Consider the following 17646-nt stretch of genomic DNA (forward strand, 5'->3'; position numbering starts at 1 on the left):
CTTCAGCGTCCGCGCCTGGAGAAGCTGCCCAGCGCGCGTTCGATGCACTGCGCGGTCTTGCCGACAGCCTGCAGGCTGACGTCGTTGAGCGGCTGGCCACTCTGGTCGGCCACGAGCAGCAGCACCACACGACCGTTATTGGCCAGTGAGCGCAGCAGCAGATGCTCGCTGGGGAACAGCGCCTTGAGGTGACCCGGCAGCAAGGCAGAAAACTGCGCCACGTTGCCTGGCGTCAGGCGCAATTGCCCAGGTGCGTCGAGCAAGCGCCGGAGCACCTGACTTTGTGTCGGATCGAGGCTCAGGCTCGCTGCGCTGGCATCCAGGCCGGCCGCTTGCTGCACCTGCAGGCGGGTGTGCGTGCGGTCGGCGAGTAGCACGAGGATGCGTTGCATGCCGCAGGCTTGCAGGGCATCGCGGGCACATGCGGTCAGCTGTAGCACATTGGCAAAGCTGCTGGGCTCGGCCAGCAGGCGTGCGCAGTGCTGTCGCCACAAGGCGAGCGCGTCACGCTTTGGTGGCGGTGGGGCGCTGACGGCAGGTTTCAGTCGGTGGACATGCCACGGCCAGATCAAGGCCTGGGCGGGATGCCACAGCGCAGCGTCATGGCTCAGGCGGGCGCTGCTGACGGCATGCTGGTGCACTTCCTGCTGCAATTCGCTCAACGGGATCTGCAGGTACAGGCCGGTGAGGCGCTGCCAGCGCAGGCTGTGCGCGGTATCCCAGGCATGGTGAGCCGACACCGCCAGACCGTTGGCCAGCAGCACGCAATTGCTGGGGTGGGTAAGCCAGTGGCGCAGGGGAATGTCGGCATCGAGCATCTGCTGTTGATGCAGTGGGTGCTCGTTATCGCGGGCGATATGCAGGGCCTTGACCAACTGGCGACGATCTCGTTCGAGCAGGCGGTAGCCGCGTACGATCCACTCCGGCAGACGCCAGCGCTCGGCCAGCTTGATGCACAGTTGAATCAGGGGGACGCCGAGCAGCTCCTGCTCCACTGCTGCCGGACGTTCGCCTTTGAGCAGCACGCGTTGTTCCCAGGCGTCGAACAGTTCGGGGTGGGCATACAGCAGCGGCCAGACCGGCGCCAGAAACAGCAGGCTGCAGCCATGCAGTTCATTCCACAGGCGTGCCAGGCGCGCACCGAACAGCCCCCGGGCCTGCTGGCTGGCGTGCTGACTGATGAGCAGGATTTGCCTGAAGGCCAGCGGTATATCCTGTTCGGGCAGTGCGGGGGCCAGGTTGAGCAGGGCTTCGCAGCGGGTCAGACCCAGGCGCGACAATGCCGTCTCGACGCTTTCTGCAGGGGCGCTGAGGCTGTTGCCCGATTGATTGACCTCGCGCAGCACTTGCAGGGCAAAGGAGGGGCTCGCTTCTATCGCCTCGGCGATTTCACGCCAGTTGAGACGGCTATCGGCGAGAATGCGCCGCAGGCGCACATGCTGCTGCTGCTCGATCGGCAGGGGCAGTTTGCCCAGTTGTTGTAACCAGGTGTCCAGCGTACGCGGTAGAGACTTTGACGTCGGCATATTGGCTCGAGTCGAAACTGGCTTTTGACCATAACTGGCTATAGTCTGGCGTATAAGTTCCGATAATTAGAAGGGTTGTTTTCAATAACCCATTCACTAGGCTCTGCAAGCGTTTATTTCATGGTAAGAATCATTGGCATCATCGTTGTTTTCGGCTGCGTACTCGGCGGATTCATCCTCTCGGGCGGGCAGTTCATGGCTCTGGTTCACCCCTTCGAGGTGCTGATCATCGGCGGTGCGGCGCTGGGGGCATTTTTGCAGGCCAACCCGGGCAGCATGTTCATGACCGTGTTCAAGAAGTCCTTGAGCATGTTCGGTACGCGCTTTACCCATACCTACTACCTGGAAGTTCTCAAGCTTCTCTACGAGATTCTCAACAAGAGTCGCCGCGAGGGCATGATGGCTATCGAGGCCGACGTCGAGGATCCCAACGCCAGTCCGATCTTCAGCAAGTACCCTGGCGTGCTCAGGGATGCGCGGATGACCGCCTTCATCTGCGACTACCTGCGCATCATGTCCTCCGGCAACATGGCACCGCATGAGCTGGAAGGCCTGTTCGACATGGAGCTGGCCAGCCTCAAGGAAGAAGTGGAACACCCGGCGCATGCCGTGGCCAAGGTCGCCGACGGCATGCCGGCCATGGGGATCGTTGCGGCGGTGTTGGGTATCGTGATCACCATGTCGATCCTGGCCGAGGCGGACAACGCGCAAATCGGCGAAAAGGTGGGTACTGCCCTGGTCGGTACCTTCCTCGGCATTCTCGCTTCCTACGGTTTCTTCGGCCCACTGTCGAACGCCCTTGAGCACGATGCCAAGGAAGAGCTGAATCTCTACGAAGCGATCAAGGCGACCCTGGTTGCATCGGCGTCCGGCATGCCGCCGACCCTGGCCGTGGAGTTCGGGCGCAAGGTCTTGTATCCGGCGCACCGTCCGAGCTTCAGTGAGCTCGAACAGGCCATGCGCGGCAGCTAAGCCATGGAAAATAACCAACCCATCATCGTCAAGCGGGTCAAGAAGGTCGCGGGCGGGCACCATGGCGGTGCCTGGAAGATTGCCTTCGCCGACTTCGCAACCGCCATGATGGCGTTCTTTCTGGTGATGTGGCTGATGACATCGGCCACGCCGGAGCAGAAGAAGGCCATTTCCGGTTATTTCCAGGACCCCATTGGCTTCACCGAAAGCGCCAGCCCCTACGTCATCGACCTGGGCGGCACGCCGACGCCGGCCCCTGAGCGCACGCTCAATCCGGATATCTCCGAGACCCCCGAGAGCCAGCCGGACGAGACGGGGATCAGCACCGATCAGATCGAGACCCTGGCCGACAAGATGGAGCAGGAGCGTCTCGAGCTGCTGTTGCAGGAGTTGCAGAACAAGGTCGAGGACAACCCCGAGTTGCAGCGCTTCAAGGACCAGATCCTGTTCGAGATCACCCAGGATGGCTTGCGCATCCAGATCATGGACGCCGAGAACCGGCCGATGTTCGCCCTGGGTAGCGCCAACCTGCAGCCTTATTTCGAAGACATCCTGCTGGTCATGGCCGATACCATCCGTGCGGTGCCGAACAAGATCAGCATCAGTGGCCATACCGATGCCAAGCCCTTCGTCGGGCGGGGTGATTTCGGCAACTGGGAGTTGTCATCCAATCGCGCCAATGCCGCCCGGCGGGTGCTGATCGCTGGCGGCTATCCGGACGAGCAGGTGGCGCGGGTGGTCGGCTATGCGTCGTCGGCACTATTCGATCGTGAGGATCCGTTCAATCCGGTCAACCGGCGCATCGATATCGTCGTGCTGACCAAGAAGGCGCAGCGTGCGATCGAGGGTGAGCAGGGCGCGAACGGTGACGCGCCTGCGCCAGACCAGGCGCCTGCGACAACCCCTTCAGATGCCCCGGCAGAGGCATTGCCCGAGGATCAGTTGCGCGAGCGTCTGAATATCTTCGAGGGTGGCGGCAGCCCGCTCGATCAACTGAACAATCAGTAATCGTCCTGCGGCAGGCTGGCGATGATGTGTCGGTAGCTGGCCATGCGCTGAGGTTGCACGCGGCCGTCCTCGAGCGCCTTGAGCAGTGCGCAGCCTGGCTCGCGGTCATGTTTGCAGTCACGGAAGCGGCAGCGCCCGAGCAACTCGTGAAATTCGATGAAGCCTGCCTCAACGTCATCACGGCTGACATGGCCCAGGCCGAATTCGCGAATGCCGGGTGAGTCGATCAACTGGCCGCCACCGGGGAAATGGAATAGCCGTGCGGTGGTGGTGGTGTGCGTGCCTTTGCCGGTCAGCTCCGACAATGCCCCAACGCGCGTATCGATGCCGGGCAGTAGGCTGTTGACCAGGGATGATTTGCCCACGCCTGATTGGCCGACGAATACGCTGATGTTTCCGTTCAGGCGATGTTTCAGCTGCTCCATGCCATCGCCCTGATGGGCCGAGACTTCCAGCAGCGGGTACTCGAGCTCACGATAGACCTTGAGCAATGCGTCCAGCGCCACCTGATTCTGTTCGTCGATCAGGTCGGCCTTGTTCAGCAGCAGCAGCGGGCGAATGCCCGCGTGCTCGGCGGCCACCAGGTAACGGTCGATCAGGTTGGCGTGCGGCTCGGGTAGTGGTGCGAAGACGATGACGATCTGATCGACGTTGGCTGCCACCGGCTTGAGTTGGCCGCGCATGTCGGGGCGACACAGTTCGCTGTTTCTCGGCAGTTGCGCGACGATTACGCCGTCACCCTGATTGCCGGGGCGCCAGACCACCTGATCACCGGTGACCAGTGCCGGCAGGTTGGCGCGCAGGTGGCAGCGAAACACCTGGCCGGCCAGCTCGCCCTGCAAGCCCTCGATTTCCACCTGGACGCCGAAGTGGGCGATGACCAGACCGGTCTGCTCCGGCCCCAGGTCGCCGCCTTCGAGGGCTTCCACGGCCTTCGATTCACGTTTGGCAGCGCGGGCAGCGCGTTCGCCCTGAATCTTTTCGATGCGCCAGTTCTGGCGGCGGTTGAGTTGGCGTTTGGCCATGGAGCATCCGGGTAGTGGAGTGTTGATCGCGGCGAGTTTAGCATGAGCGCTCGGTGGCCATTCGGCTGTCAGGAACAGAGGTCGGGAATGACGGCAGGCGAGGAACGAGCGGTGCTGCGGCTACCGTTATTGCGCGCTCTTTTGGCGCAGGGTCTGGCCTTGGCGCTGGTGGTGGTGCTGGTCTATCTGCTGGCGTTGCTGCCCTGGCGCATGTCGTTGTTTTCGGTGGCGCTGCTGCAAGGTGTTGTGGCCGCCGGGATCGGCTGGCGCCTGGGTCTGTCACGCTGGTGGTTGTGGATCAATCTGGCGTTTCTGCCCGCGCTGCTGGTGATGCAGCGCGCCGATTTACCGGCCTGGTTGTTCCTGCTGGGCTTCGTCCTGCTGCTACTGGTCAACTGGAACAGTCTGCGCGAACAGGTGCCGCTCTACCTGAGTGGGCGCAAGGCGCAGCGACGCCTGCAGCAGTGCTTGAGCGAGCGTGAGCCGCCGCTGCGCTTCGTCGACCTGGGCTGTGGTACTGCTGGTACGGTGCTGCAGATGGCCAGACGGTTTCCGCGCGGGCAGTTCGTTGGTGTCGAGACGGCGCCGCTGCTCTTCGCTTTCGCCTGGCTACGCTGCCTGCTGCAGGAGAACTGCAGCATTCGTTATCAAAGCCTATGGCAGGTCGAGTTGCGTGAGTTCGATGTCGTCTACTGCTTCCTGTCGCCGGTGCCGATGCCGCGACTGTGGGCCAAGGCGCAGGTCGAGATGCGCGCCGGCAGCTGGCTGATCAGCAACACCTTCGAGATACCGGGTGTGCCGGCTGATCGCAAGCTTGAGATCAACGAAGGGCGGCAAACGGCGCTGTTGCTCTGGCGTATGAAGGGTGCCGAGATCCGCTAGACTGGGTGCCTGAGCCAAGGAGCCTAACCATGCAAAACCCCAATAACCTGATCTGGATCGACCTGGAAATGACCGGCCTGGAGCCGGAGCGCGACGTGATCATCGAGATGGCCACCGTCGTCACCGACAGCGAGCTGAACGTGCTGGCCGAAGGCCCGGTGATCGCCGTTCACCAGAGCGACGAAGCGCTGGCCGCTATGGACGAATGGAACACCCGCACCCATGGCCAGAGCGGTCTGACCCAGCGCGTACGTGAAAGCAAGATCGACACGGCGTCGGCCGAAGCGCAGACCATCGCCTTCCTCGAGCAATGGGTGCCCAAGGGCAAGTCGCCGATCTGCGGCAACAGCATTGGCCAGGATCGTCGTTTCCTCTACAAGTACATGCCCGCGCTGGAAGCCTACTTCCACTATCGCTACCTGGACGTGTCGACGCTGAAGATCCTCGCCGGCATGTGGGCGCCCGAGGTCAAGGACAGCTTCCAGAAAACCGCGACCCACCAGGCGCTGGATGACATTCGCGAGTCCATTGCCGAGCTGCGCCACTACCGTGAGCATTTCCTCAAGGTGTAAATGAGCCACTCCGGCGCGTCCCGCGTGCCGTGCGAGTAGCGTAGCCCGGATGCAATCCGGGGAAACGGGCGGCGCCATTCCCGGATTTCATCCGGACTACAAGGCGCCGTGCTGCTCCAGGGCCCACGCCACATGCTCGCGTACCAGCTCCGACGGGTGTTCGCGGCGCGCCTGTAGCGCCTCCAACACCGGGATGGTGGAGGGCGCATTGCCCAGGCCGACCGCCAGGTTGCGCAACCAGCGTTCGTAGCCGGCGCGGCGCAGCGGCGAGCCTTCAGTGCGGCCGAGAAATTCCTCTTCCGTCCACAGGAACAGCTCGGCCAGGCTGCTGTTGTCCAGGCCGTGGCGCGGCTGGAAGTCGCCCTGTTCGGTGGGCCGGGCGAAGCGATTCCAGGGGCAGACGATCTGGCAGTCATCGCAGCCGAATACCCGGTTACCGATGGGCGCGCGCAATTCTTCGGGAATTGAGCCCTTCAGCTCGATGGTCAGGTAGGAGATACAGCGCCGCGCGTCCAGTACATAAGGGCCGGCGAAGGCTGCAGTGGGGCAGATATCCATGCACGCGCTGCAGCGTCCGCAATGCTCGCTGGCGTGTGGGGCATCCACCGGCAGTGGCAGGTCGACGAACAGCTCGCCGAGAAAGAAATAGCTGCCGGCCTTGCGGTTGAGCACCAGGGTGTTCTTGCCGATCCAGCCCAGGCCGGCTTTTTCGGCGATGGCTTTCTCCAGTACCGGTGCACTGTCGACGAAGGCGCGGTAGCCGAACGGGCCGATTTGTTGCTGGATACGTTCGGCCAGTTGTTGCAGGCGCTTGCGGATCAGCTTGTGGTAGTCGCGGCCCAGGGCGTAGCGCGATACGTAGGCCTGTTCCGGCTCTTTGAGGCGCTGGGCCATCTGCGTGTCGCCGGGCAGATAGTCCATGCGCAGCGACACCACGCGCAGGGTGCCAGGTACCAGTTCGTCCGGGTGTGAGCGCTTGCTGCCATGGGCGGCCATGTAGTCCATTTCGCCCTGGTAGCCGGCCTCCAGCCAGCGTTGCAGGTGCGCTTCGTGCTCGCCCAGCTCGACATCGCTGATGCCAACCTGCTGGAAGCCCAGCTCGCGCCCCCAGTCCTTGATGGATTGGGCGAGAAGGTCGAGGTCGAGATGCTGTTCGGACATGGGCGGGCGCAGGCGATGGACGTGGGTATAATTCTGCCAGACATCCGTGGTGAGCGAGCCATGCATTCATTTTCCGCTTCTTTGCCGTTTAGCCTGCACAGTGCCGCACAGGTGCGTGCGCTGGATGCGCAGTTGATTGCAGCCGGTACGTCCGGATTCGCGCTGATGCAGCGCGCTGCCCATGCCGCCTGGCGCGCCCTGCGCCGGCGCTGGCCGGAGGCTGGCGAAATCACCGTGCTGGCCGGGCGTGGCAACAATGCTGGCGATGGTTATCTGATTGCTGCCCTGGCTCAGCGTGCCGGCTGGCGTGTGCGGGTCTTGGCCGTTGGCGATCCCGCCGCGTTGAGTGGCGATGCTGCCCAGGCTCGTGCTGAGGCCAGGGATGCCGGGGTGGCGATTCTGCCCTGGAGCGAATGCGCGCCATTGGCCGGTGTCGTGGTCGATGCCTTGCTCGGCACGGGCCTGACTGGCGATGTGCGTGAGCCTTGTGCCCAGGCGATTCGTCTGCTCAACCAGAGCAGGTTGCCGGTGCTGGCGGTGGATATTCCATCTGGCTTGCAGGCCGACACGGGCGCGCGCCTGGGGGTGGCAGTGCGCGCCGACCTGACGGTGACCTTTATCGCGCTCAAGCTCGGTCTGTTCACGGGTGTCGGCCCGCAGTTGTGCGGCGAGCTACAGTTCGACGATCTACAGGGCGACGCTGAGCTATTGGCTCGGGCGCCCAGCGTGGCGCAGCGTCTCGATCCAGCTAACCTGCCGCGTCTGGCCGCCCGCTCGCCAGTGGCACACAAGGGGCAGTTCGGTCACCTGCTGGTAGTAGGGGGTGACCTGGGTATGGGCGGCGCTGCGTTGCTGTGCGCCGATAGCGCGTTGCGTGCCGGTGCCGGGCTGGTGTCGTTGGCCACGCGCGCTGAACATGTTGCGGCCGCCCTGGTGCGCCGACCAGAAATCATGTGTGCTGCGGTAGCCTCGGCCAATCAGTTGCTGAGTCTGGTCGAGCGTGCCGATGTCTGTGTGGTCGGGCCGGGACTGGGCCAGGGGGCCTGGAGCCGCAGTCTGCTGTCTGGCGTGGCGGGTAGCGATCAGCCGCAGGTATGGGATGCCGATGCATTGAATCTGCTTGCGGCTGGGCAGGTCAGTGCGCCGCGTCATGGTGTGCTGACGCCGCATCCGGGTGAAGCGGCGCGTATGCTGGGTATCGAAACGGCGGTGCTGCAGACGGACCGACCCGCAGCGGCGCGAGCGCTGGCGCAGCGTTTTGGTCTGGTGGTAGTGCTCAAAGGCGCCGGTAGTCTGGTCGCCGCGCCGGATGGACGTCTGGCGCTGTGTGATCGTGGCCATCCGGCGATGGCGGGGGCGGGGCTGGGAGATGTGCTGGCTGGCCTGATCGGCGCGCTGCTGGCGCAGGGCATGGCCGCGTATGATGCGGCCTGCCTGGCCGTCTGGCTGCATGCACGGGCCGGCGAGGTGCTTGCCGTGCAGGGGCGTGGGCTGGCGGCCGGTGATCTGCCCTGTACCATTCGTCAGTTATTGGAGGAGGTGTGTCCTTGTACGAAGTGAGATTCGAGGCGGCCGACGAGGCTGCGATGCTGGCGTTGGGTGCGTCGATTGCCGAGGTCAGTGGAGGTGTCGGCACGATTTATCTGCATGGTGATCTGGGGGCCGGCAAGACCACCCTGTCGCGCGGTATTCTGCGCGGGCTGGGCCATGTCGGGGCGGTCAAGAGCCCGACCTTCACCCTGGTCGAACCCTATGAGATTGGTGGCGTACGCGCCTTCCACTTCGACCTGTATCGCCTGGTCGATCCTGAGGAGCTGGAGTTTCTCGGGATCCGCGATTACTTCGAAGGCGCCGCTCTGTGCCTGATCGAGTGGCCGCAGCGTGGCGCAGGCGTTTTGCCAAAGCCAGACCTGGACATTACCATTAGCCCCCAGGCGAGCGGCCGCTCGCTGTTGCTGCAAGGGCATGGGACTCGAGGGGAGGCCTGGTGCAAGGCGCTTGGCAGCAAGCAATGAATAAGACGCGATGGGGTTGGTTATGCGCATAGGCGCGCTGGTTACCGCTGTGGGGGTGTTGTTGGCGGCCCTGGCTGCCGAGGTGCTGGCTGCCTCCGATGTGCGTAGCGTGCGTCTGTGGCGTGCACCGGACAATACCCGCCTGGTCTTCGATCTGTCCGGCCCGGTGCAGCACAGTGTCTTCACGCTGGCGGCTCCTGACCGTATCGTCATCGATGTCAAGGGTGCCAGGCTGGCCACCAATCTCGAGCAGCTCTCGCTCGCCAATACCCCGATCACCGGTGTGCGCTCGGCGCAGCGCAGCGCCGAAGAGTTGCGCGTGGTCATCGATCTGTCGGCGCCGGTTTCGCCGAAGAGCTTTACCCTGGCGCCCAATCAGCAGTACGGCCATCGCCTGGTTGTCGACCTGTTCGATCAGGGCAGTGCGCCGCCCTCTGCGCCGACCTCCAGCGTTGCGGCCAGCGCGCCGCCCGTGCCGGTCACGCCGACCCAGCCGCCACCCAAGCTGACGCCTGTGCCCAATGGCAAGCGCGATATCGTTATCGCCATCGATGCCGGCCATGGTGGCGAAGACCCTGGCGCGCTGTCGCCGGTCAAAGGGCAGTACGAGAAGAACGTGACCTTGGCCATTTCCAGGGAATTGCAGCGACAGATCAATGCCGAGAAAGGCTTTCGCGGCGAGTTGGTGCGCACGGGGGATTACTTCATTCCACTGCGCAAGCGCACCGAGATTGCGCGCAAGAAGGGCGCGGATCTGTTCGTCTCCATTCATGCCGATGCAGCGCCGCGCGCTTCGGCCTTCGGTGCGTCGGTCTATGCCTTGTCCGAGCGCGGAGCAACCTCCGAGACCGCCCGCTGGCTGGCCGATGCCGAGAATCAGTCTGACCTGATCGGCGGTGCCGGCAACGTCAGTCTCGACGACAAGGACAAGATGCTCGCTGGCGTGCTGCTGGACCTGTCGATGACGGCGTCGCTGTCATCCAGCCTGAATGTCGGGCAGAAGGTGTTGTCGAACATGGGCAGCATCACCCCGCTGCACAAGCGGCGCGTCGAACAAGCAGGGTTCATGGTGCTGAAGTCGCCGGATATTCCTTCGATCCTGGTGGAAACCGGGTTCATCTCCAATCCCAACGAGGCGAAGAAGCTGCACACTGTCAGTCATCAACAGGCACTGGCGCGCTCCATTACCACCGGGGTCAAGCAGTTCTTCCACGAGAATCCGCCGCCCGGCACCTACGTAGCCTGGCTGCGTGACGAAGGCAAGATCGTCGCCGGCCCGCGCGAACATGTGGTGGCGCGCGGCGAAAGCCTGGCGCTGATCGCTCAGCGTTATCAGATCAGCCTGGCGGCCTTGCGCAGTGCCAACAAGCTCAGGGGCGACGTGATCAAGGTCGGCCAGACATTGCAGATACCCGCCACAGCGCTGGCAGCCCAGTAGTGAGTGTCATGTCCCGTATTCATTTGCTCAGCCCGCGCCTGGCCAACCAGATCGCTGCGGGCGAGGTGGTCGAGCGTCCGGCTTCGGTCGCCAAGGAGCTGCTGGAAAACAGCCTGGATTCCGGTGCCCGGCGTATCGATGTCGAGGTCGAGCAGGGCGGCGTCAAGCTGCTCAAGGTGCGCGACGACGGCAGTGGCATCGCCCCGGACGACCTGCCGCTGGCCCTGGCTCGCCATGCCACCAGCAAGATTCGCGAGCTGGAAGACCTCGAAGCCGTACTCAGCATGGGCTTTCGCGGCGAGGCGCTGGCTTCGATCAGCTCGGTATCGCGCCTGACCCTGACTTCGCGTACCGCCGACGCCGACCAGGCCTGGCAGGTGGAAACCGAAGGACGCGACATGGCGCCACGGGTGCAGCCAGCTGCGCACCCGGTGGGCACCTCGGTGGAAGTGCGAGATCTGTTCTTCAACACCCCGGCACGGCGCAAGTTCCTGCGCGCCGAGAAAACCGAATTTGATCACCTGCAGGAAGTGATCAAGCGCCTGGCGCTAGCTCGCTTCGATGTCGGCTTTCACCTGCGCCATAACGGCAAGACCGTGCTCAGCCTGCACGAGGCGGGTGACGAGATCAGTCGTGCGCGGCGTGTGGCCTCGGTTTGCGGCCCGGCCTTCCTCGAGCAGGCGCTGCCGATCGAGATCGAGCGCGGTGGTCTGCGCTTGTGGGGCTGGGTTGGCTTGCCTACCTTCTCGCGCAGCCAGGCGGACCTGCAGTGCTTCTATGTCAACGGCCGCATGGTCCGCGACAAGCTGGTTGCCCATGCGGTGCGCCAGGCCTATCGTGATGTGCTGTTCAACGGCCGTCACCCGACCTTTGTGCTGTTTCTGGAAATCGACCCGAGCACGGTGGACGTCAACGTTCACCCGACCAAGCACGAAGTGCGCTTCCGTGACAGCCGCATGGTGCATGACTTCCTTTACGGTACGCTGCATCGGGCCTTGGCCGATGTACGACCGGAAGATCAGGTGGCGGCTCCGGCGGCCATCTCCCCCATGTCGCGTGCAAGCGGGCTGGCCGCCGGAGAATTTGGCCCGCAGGGCGAAATGGGCCTGGCCGCCAGCGTGCTGGAAACCCCGGTGGCCAATGCGCAGCCGGCCTGGCGTGGTGCAGGTGCCGGTTATCAGCAGCCGGCCGGCAACCCCGGCGTACCGGCTGCCGAAACGCAGGCCGCCTATCGCGAGTATTTCGCCCCGCTGCCCGCTGCGTCGCCCGCAGCGCTGCCGCAGGAACAGGGCGACATTCCGCCGCTCGGCTATGCCGTGGCGCAGCTCAAGGGCGTCTACATCCTCGCCGAGAATGCTCAGGGCATGGTTGTGGTGGACATGCACGCCGCGCATGAGCGCATCACCTACGAGCGCCTGAAGCATGCGATGGCCAGCGAGGGGCTGCGCGGCCAGCCGTTGCTGGTACCGGAGTCCATCGCTCTCAGTCAGCGTGAAGCCGACTGCGCCGAGGAACATGGCGAGTGGTTCCAGCGTCTGGGCTTCGAATTGCAGCGCCTGGGAGAGGAAACGCTGGCGATCCGCCAGATTCCGGCGCTGCTCAAGCAGGCCGAAGCGACCCAGTTGGTGCGCGACGTACTGGCCGATCTGCTCGAATATGGCACCAGCGACCGTATCCAGGCGCACCTCAATGAACTGCTGGCGACCATGGCCTGCCATGGCGCGGTGCGCGCCAACCGGCGCCTAACCATTCCCGAGATGAACGCCCTGCTGCGTGACATGGAACAGACCGAGCGCAGTGGCCAGTGCAACCATGGGCGACCGACCTGGACGCAATTGAGCATGGATCAGCTCGACAAGCTGTTCATGCGTGGTCAGTAATTGAGCAATGCCCCGCCGAGGGCTCCCGTCTTTGTTGCCGAGTCATATCGATGCCTGCGCTTCCTCCTGCAATCTTCCTGATGGGCCCGACTGCCGCCGGCAAGACCGACCTGGCCCTGGAGCTGGCGCGCGTCTTGCCGTGTGACCTGATCAGCGTTGATTCGGCGCTGATCTATCGTGGCATGGACATCGGCACGGCTAAGCCTGATCGTGCCATTCTCGACGCGTTTCCTCACGCCCTGATCGATATCCGTGATCCTGCTGAGAGCTATTCGGCGGCGGAGTTTCGCGCCGATGCCCTGGCCGCCATGGCCGAGAGCACGGCGCGTGGCCGTATTCCGCTGTTGGTCGGCGGCACCATGCTCTATTACAAGGCGCTGCTGGAGGGCCTGGCCGACATGCCCAGTGCCGATCCGGCGATACGCGCCGAGCTGGAAGCGCGCGCACTGGTCGAAGGTTGGGACGCGCTGCACCGTGAGTTGGCGGAGGTCGATCCGGAGTCCGCGGCGCGCATCCACCCCAACGACCCGCAGCGTCTGACCCGGGCCCTGGAGGTCTATCGCCTGAGCGGCCTGAGCATGACCGAGCATCGCCGGCGCCAGGCGGCAGGAAATCCCGATGCGGGCACATCAGGTACCGGGCAATTACCCTATACTGTTGCTCAGCTTGCTATCGCACCAGCGCAGCGTCAGGTTTTGCATGACCGCATCGCTCAACGATTTCGGGCGATGGTGGAGCAGGGCTTTGTGCAAGAGGTCGAAGCCCTGCGTAGCCGAAGTGACTTGCACGCGGGATTGCCGTCTATACGGGCGGTGGGTTATCGCCAGGTATGGGAATACCTCGATGGCGAGCTGTCCCGGGACGATATGGTCGAGCGGGGCATCATCGCCACTCGCCAGTTGGCCAAGCGGCAGTTCACCTGGCTACGCGGTTGGGAGAACTTGCATTGGCTCGATAGCCTGGCCTGCGACAATCTGTCTCGCGTCTTGAAATACCTGGAAAGCGTCTCCATATTGAAATGAGACCTTGCCGCTGGTCGTCTATCCTTGGGGGTGGGACGGCCTGAAGCCATTGTTTACCTACTAAAATTATTGAATTGATCCTCGAAAGGAGTGCGGCACATGTCAAAAGGGCATTCGCTACAAGACCCTTACCTGAATACCCTGCGTAAGGAACGCGTCCCTGTTTCCATCTATCTGGTCAACGGCATCAAGCTGCAGGGCCAGATCGAGTCCTTCGACCAGTTCGTCATCCTGCTGAAGAACACCGTCAGCCAGATGGTCTACAAGCACGCCATTTCCACCGTCGTCCCCAGCCGTCCGGTGCGTTTGCCGAGCGCAGGTGATGCCGAGCAGGGCGATAGCGAACCGGGTAACGCCTGACCTATAGGGGGCTGCATTGTTCTTCGAGCGTCATGAGGGCGGTGAGCGGGCCATCCTGGTTCATCTGGAAGGCCAAGACTCCGAGGCGAGCGAAGACCCCCAGGAGTTCCAGGAATTGGCCATGTCGGCAGGCGCCGACATGGTCGCTTTCTTCAGTGTGCCCAGCAGTCGTCTGACGGCCAAGTTCCTGATCGGCAGCGGTAAGGTCGAGGAACTGCGCGACCAGGTCAAGGCCGCCGAGGCCGATCTGGTCATCTTCAATCACACCCTGACACCCAGCCAGGAGCGCAATCTTGAGCGCGCCTTCGAATGCCGTGTGCTCGACCGTACCGGCCTGATCCTCGATATATTCGCTCAGCGCGCGCGTACTCATGAAGGCAAGCTGCAGGTCGAACTGGCTCAGCTCGACCACATGAGTACGCGCCTGGTGCGCGGCTGGACTCACCTTGAGCGGCAAAAGGGCGGTATCGGTCTGCGTGGCCCGGGTGAAACCCAGCTGGAAACCGACCGCCGCTTGCTGCGTGTGCGCATCCGGCAGATCAAGCAGAAGTTGGACAAGGTGCGCAGTCAGCGTGAGCAGGCGCGTCGCGGGCGCAGGCGTGCGGATATTCCATCGGTCTCCCTGGTGGGGTACACCAACGCCGGCAAGTCCACCTTGTTCAATGCCCTGACCACCTCCGAGGTGTATGCGGCCGATCAACTGTTCGCCACACTCGATCCGACCCTGCGCCGTCTGCAACTCGACGACCTGGGCCCCGTGGTGCTGGCCGATACCGTGGGTTTCATTCGCCATCTGCCGCACAAGCTGGTCGAGGCTTTCCGCGCTACGCTTGAAGAATCGAGCAATTCCGACCTGCTGCTGCATGTGATCGACGCCCATGAGCCTGAGCGCATGGCCCAGATCGAGCAGGTGCAGAACGTGCTCCGGGAGATCGGTGCGCACGAATTGCCGATGCTGGAGGTATACAACAAGCTGGATTTGTTGGAAGGTGTCGAGCCGCAGATCCAGCGTGATGGTGACGGTAAACCGCTTCGCGTGTGGTTGTCGGCGCGAGATGGGCGTGGTCTGGAGCTGTTACGCCAGGCCGTGGCGGAATTGCTGGGCGAGGATTTGTTCGTTGCCACGCTGCAGTTGTCGCAGCGTCTCGGAAGGCTGCGGGCGCAATTGTTCGCCCTGGGGGCCGTGCAAAGTGAAGTGCATGATGAGCTGGGCAACAGCCTGCTGTCGGTACGCTTGCCGCGCGTCGAGCTCAATCGCCTGGTGAGTCGTGAAGGTTTGGAGCCTCAGGCCTTTATCGAGCAACATACTTTGCAATAAAGCCTGGGGCGGCGGCTTTGCTGTCACCGTGGGGCTTTGGGTAGCATTAGCCGGCGCGCCGTGGGCGCGCCTTCGCTTTATCAGTACGGAGAACGCTATGGCTTGGAATGAGCCGGGTGGCAACTCGAACAATCAAGACCCTTGGGGCGGCCGCAAAGGCGGTGGCCGGCAGGGCCCGCCGGATCTCGACGAGGCGTTTCGCAAGCTGCAGGAAAGCCTCAATGGCATTTTCGGTGGCGGCAAGAAGCGCGGCGATGACGACTCCGGGCGCAGCGGTAGCGGCGGTGGCTTCGGTCTGCTGTTCGTAGGCCTCGGCCTGTTGGCGGCGGTCTGGCTGTACAGCGCGATCTATGTGGTGGACGAGCAGGAGCAGGCTGTCGTGCTGCGCTTCGGCAAGTACCATGAGACCGTCGGTCCTGGCCTGAACATCTACTTCCCGCCGATCGATCGCAAGTTCCAGGAAAACGTCACCCGTGAGCGCGCCTACAGCAAGCAGGGCGCCATGCTGACCGAAGACGAGAACATCATCGAGGTACCGCTGACCGTGCAGTACCGCGTCAGCAACCTGCAGGACTTCGTGCTCAACGTCGACCAGCCGGAAGTCAGCCTGCAGCACGCCACCGACAGCGCCGTGCGCCATGTCGTGGGCTCCACCGAGATGGATCAGGTGCTGACCGAGGGCCGTGAACTGATGGCGACCGAGGTGCGTGAGCGTCTGCAGCGCTTCCTCGACAACTATCGCACCGGTATCACCATCACTCAGGTGAACATCCAGAGCGCTGCTGCGCCGCGTGAAGTTCAGGAAGCCTTCGATGACGTGATTCGCGCCCGTGAAGACGAGCAGCGTGAGAAGAACCAGGCCGAGTCCTACGCCAACGGCGTAATCCCGGAAGCCCGTGGTCAGGCCCAGCGTATGCTGGAAGAGGCCAATGGTTACCGTGATGAAGTCATTGCGCGTGCCCGAGGCGAGGCCGACCGCTTCACCAAGCTGGTGGCCGAGTACCGCAAGGCACCCGAGATCACTCGCGAGCGTCTGTATATCGACACCATGCAGGAAGTCATGAGCAACACCAGCAAGGTTCTGGTCACCGGCGACAAGGGGCAGAACAACCTGCTCTATCTGCCGCTGGACAAGATGATCGACAGCCGTGGCGGTGCTTCTTCCTCCAGTTCTGCCAACAGCAGCAACACGACAACGCGTGATCCAGCGGTGCCGCTGAGCAGCGATCTGTCGCAGCGTAACCTGCGTACCCGGGAGGGCCGTTGATGAGCAACAAGTCCCTGATCGGCCTGATCGTGGCCGTGGTTCTGGCCCTGGTGGCATGGAATAGCTTCTATATCGTGGCGCAGACTGAGCGTGCGGTGCTGTTGCAGTTCGGGCGAGTGGTTCAGCCTGATGTGCAACCCGGTCTGCATGTGAAGATTCCTTACGTCAACCAGGTGCGTATTTTCGATGGGCGTCTGCTGACACTGGATTCGACCTCGTCGCGCTTCCTGACGCTGGAGAAGAAGGCGCTCATGGTCGACGCCTATGCCAAATGGCGGGTAAAGGATGCCGAGCGCTTCTATCAGGCTACCTCCGGCATGAAGCAGGTTGCCGACGAGCGTCTGGCGCGTCGACTGGAAGCTTCGCTGCGTGACCAGTTCGGTAAGCGTACGCTGCATGAGTCGGTATCCGGTGAGCGTGATGCGCTGATGGCCGACGTGACCGCGACCCTCAACCGCGCCGCCGAGCGTGAGTTGGGTATCGAAGTGGTTGACGTTCGGGTCAAGGCCATCGACCTGCCGCGTGAAGTCAACCGCAGTGTATTCGAGCGGATGAGCACCGAGCGTGAGCGTGAAGCGCGCGAACACCGTGCCAAGGGTCGCGAGCTGGCCGAGGGTATTCGTGCCGACGCTGATCGTCAGCGCCGCGTACTGCTGGCAGAGGCCTATCGCGAGGCTGAAGAGCTGCGCGGTGATGGTGACGCACAGGCTGCTGCGATCTATGCCAATGCCTTCGGTCAAGACCAGGAGTTCTACTCCTTCTACCGTAGCTTGCAGGCGTACCGCGAAAGCTTCGCCGACAAGCGTGATGTGCTGGTGTTGGATCCGGGCAGTGACTTCTTCCGTTATCTGGAGAACTCAAAGCCTTGAAAAAGTGGCTTCAGGCTGCACGCTACAGGCCTCAGGCGAACATCTGTTTGCCTGTCGCCTGAAGCCTGTGGCTTGTCGCCCTGACCGTGTTATCATGCGGCAGCCGGGGAAATCCCGGCTTTTTTGCGTCTGTGGGAATCATGTGGCAGGAACTCGGCATCGCACTGTGTCTGGTATTGGTGCTGGAAGGCATCCTGCCCTTCCTCTATCCGCGCCATTGGCGCGGAGCGGTCATGCAGGCAGCGCGTCTGTCCGACCGCCGACTGCGTCTTATGGGGCTGGCCAGCATGCTGCTGGGTACGGCCCTTCTATATCTGCTTCACTGAAGGCT

Annotated in this window: 17 protein-coding genes; 14 read left to right on the forward strand and 3 right to left on the reverse strand. The window is 63.1% G+C overall.

The features are described from left to right. Positions 1-2: 2 nt before the first annotated feature. Entirely contained in the window at positions 3-1526 is a 1524-nt protein-coding gene (locus J7655_RS03140; protein WP_230926533.1) for an HDOD domain-containing protein, read from the reverse strand. A gap of 120 nt (positions 1527-1646) precedes the next feature. Here J7655_RS03140 and motA point away from each other — a divergent pair, with 120 nt between their 5' ends. Both motA and motB read left to right on the forward strand, forming a co-directional pair. Next, positions 1647-2498, forward strand: a complete 852-nt coding sequence (gene motA, locus J7655_RS03145; protein ID WP_230926534.1) for a flagellar motor stator protein MotA — start codon at positions 1647-1649, stop codon at positions 2496-2498. 3 nt (positions 2499-2501) lie between these two features. Continuing rightward, on the forward strand, positions 2502-3506 hold the full coding sequence (gene motB, locus J7655_RS03150; protein ID WP_230926535.1) for a flagellar motor protein MotB: 1005 nt from the start codon (positions 2502-2504) through the stop codon (positions 3504-3506). Here the strand turns inward: motB and rsgA are convergent. Continuing rightward, complete coding sequence (rsgA, locus tag J7655_RS03155; protein ID WP_230926536.1) at positions 3500-4531, reverse strand: small ribosomal subunit biogenesis GTPase RsgA; 1032 nt, start codon at positions 4529-4531, stop codon at positions 3500-3502. The genes motB and rsgA overlap by 7 nt on opposite strands. 87 nt (positions 4532-4618) lie before the next feature. On the opposite strand from rsgA, the gene J7655_RS03160 reads away from it, so the two are divergent. Then, complete coding sequence (locus tag J7655_RS03160) at positions 4619-5413, forward strand: class I SAM-dependent methyltransferase (RefSeq protein WP_230926537.1); 795 nt, start codon at positions 4619-4621, stop codon at positions 5411-5413. Positions 5414-5442: 29 nt separating this feature from the next. After that, positions 5443-5985 (forward strand): oligoribonuclease, encoded by a 543-nt coding sequence (orn, locus tag J7655_RS03165; protein ID WP_230926538.1) that lies wholly within the window; start codon positions 5443-5445, stop codon positions 5983-5985. 96 nt (positions 5986-6081) lie between these two features. Here orn and queG read toward each other — a convergent pair whose 3' ends face one another. Next, on the reverse strand, positions 6082-7146 hold the full coding sequence (queG, locus tag J7655_RS03170) for a tRNA epoxyqueuosine(34) reductase QueG (protein WP_230926539.1): 1065 nt from the start codon (positions 7144-7146) through the stop codon (positions 6082-6084). 60 nt (positions 7147-7206) lie between these two features. On the opposite strand from queG, the gene J7655_RS03175 reads away from it, so the two are divergent. The 10 genes from J7655_RS03175 (at position 7207) to J7655_RS03220 (ending at position 17641) form a co-directional block, all read left to right on the forward strand. Further along, positions 7207-8706: an NAD(P)H-hydrate dehydratase gene (locus J7655_RS03175; RefSeq protein ID WP_230926540.1), complete on the forward strand. Its 1500-nt coding sequence runs from the start codon at positions 7207-7209 to the stop codon at positions 8704-8706. Next, the gene (gene tsaE / locus J7655_RS03180) at positions 8694-9161 is read left to right on the forward strand and encodes a tRNA (adenosine(37)-N6)-threonylcarbamoyltransferase complex ATPase subunit type 1 TsaE (protein WP_260469753.1); all 468 of its coding nucleotides are present in this window, start codon (positions 8694-8696) and stop codon (positions 9159-9161) included. Before J7655_RS03175 ends, tsaE begins: the two co-directional genes overlap by 13 nt. A gap of 10 nt (positions 9162-9171) precedes the next feature. Further along, a complete protein-coding gene (locus J7655_RS03185) occupies positions 9172-10599 on the forward strand; it encodes an N-acetylmuramoyl-L-alanine amidase (protein ID WP_230926541.1) in 1428 nt (475 codons plus the stop codon). Then, the gene (mutL, locus tag J7655_RS03190) at positions 10599-12479 is read left to right on the forward strand and encodes a DNA mismatch repair endonuclease MutL (protein WP_230926542.1); all 1881 of its coding nucleotides are present in this window, start codon (positions 10599-10601) and stop codon (positions 12477-12479) included. The genes J7655_RS03185 and mutL overlap by 1 nt, the downstream gene beginning before the upstream one ends. 50 nt (positions 12480-12529) lie before the next feature. Further along, the gene (miaA, locus tag J7655_RS03195) at positions 12530-13501 is read left to right on the forward strand and encodes a tRNA (adenosine(37)-N6)-dimethylallyltransferase MiaA (protein WP_230926543.1); all 972 of its coding nucleotides are present in this window, start codon (positions 12530-12532) and stop codon (positions 13499-13501) included. Between the two features lie 99 nt (positions 13502-13600). Further along, the gene (gene hfq / locus J7655_RS03200) at positions 13601-13861 is read left to right on the forward strand and encodes an RNA chaperone Hfq (RefSeq protein WP_147810276.1); all 261 of its coding nucleotides are present in this window, start codon (positions 13601-13603) and stop codon (positions 13859-13861) included. Between the two features lie 16 nt (positions 13862-13877). Then, positions 13878-15179 (forward strand): ribosome rescue GTPase HflX, encoded by a 1302-nt coding sequence (gene hflX, locus J7655_RS03205; RefSeq protein WP_230926544.1) that lies wholly within the window; start codon positions 13878-13880, stop codon positions 15177-15179. A gap of 97 nt (positions 15180-15276) precedes the next feature. Beyond that, entirely contained in the window at positions 15277-16446 is a 1170-nt protein-coding gene (gene hflK, locus J7655_RS03210) for an FtsH protease activity modulator HflK (RefSeq protein WP_147810278.1), read from the forward strand. Continuing rightward, entirely contained in the window at positions 16446-17315 is an 870-nt protein-coding gene (gene hflC / locus J7655_RS03215) for a protease modulator HflC (RefSeq protein ID WP_230926545.1), read from the forward strand. Before hflK ends, hflC begins: the two co-directional genes overlap by 1 nt. Before the next feature lie 140 nt (positions 17316-17455). Continuing rightward, positions 17456-17641 (forward strand): DUF2065 domain-containing protein, encoded by a 186-nt coding sequence (locus J7655_RS03220; protein WP_230926546.1) that lies wholly within the window; start codon positions 17456-17458, stop codon positions 17639-17641. The last annotated feature ends 5 nt before the right edge of the window (positions 17642-17646 follow it).

The organism is Pseudomonas wenzhouensis, from assembly GCF_021029445.1.
GTDB classification, from domain to species: domain Bacteria; phylum Pseudomonadota; class Gammaproteobacteria; order Pseudomonadales; family Pseudomonadaceae; genus Aquipseudomonas; species Aquipseudomonas wenzhouensis.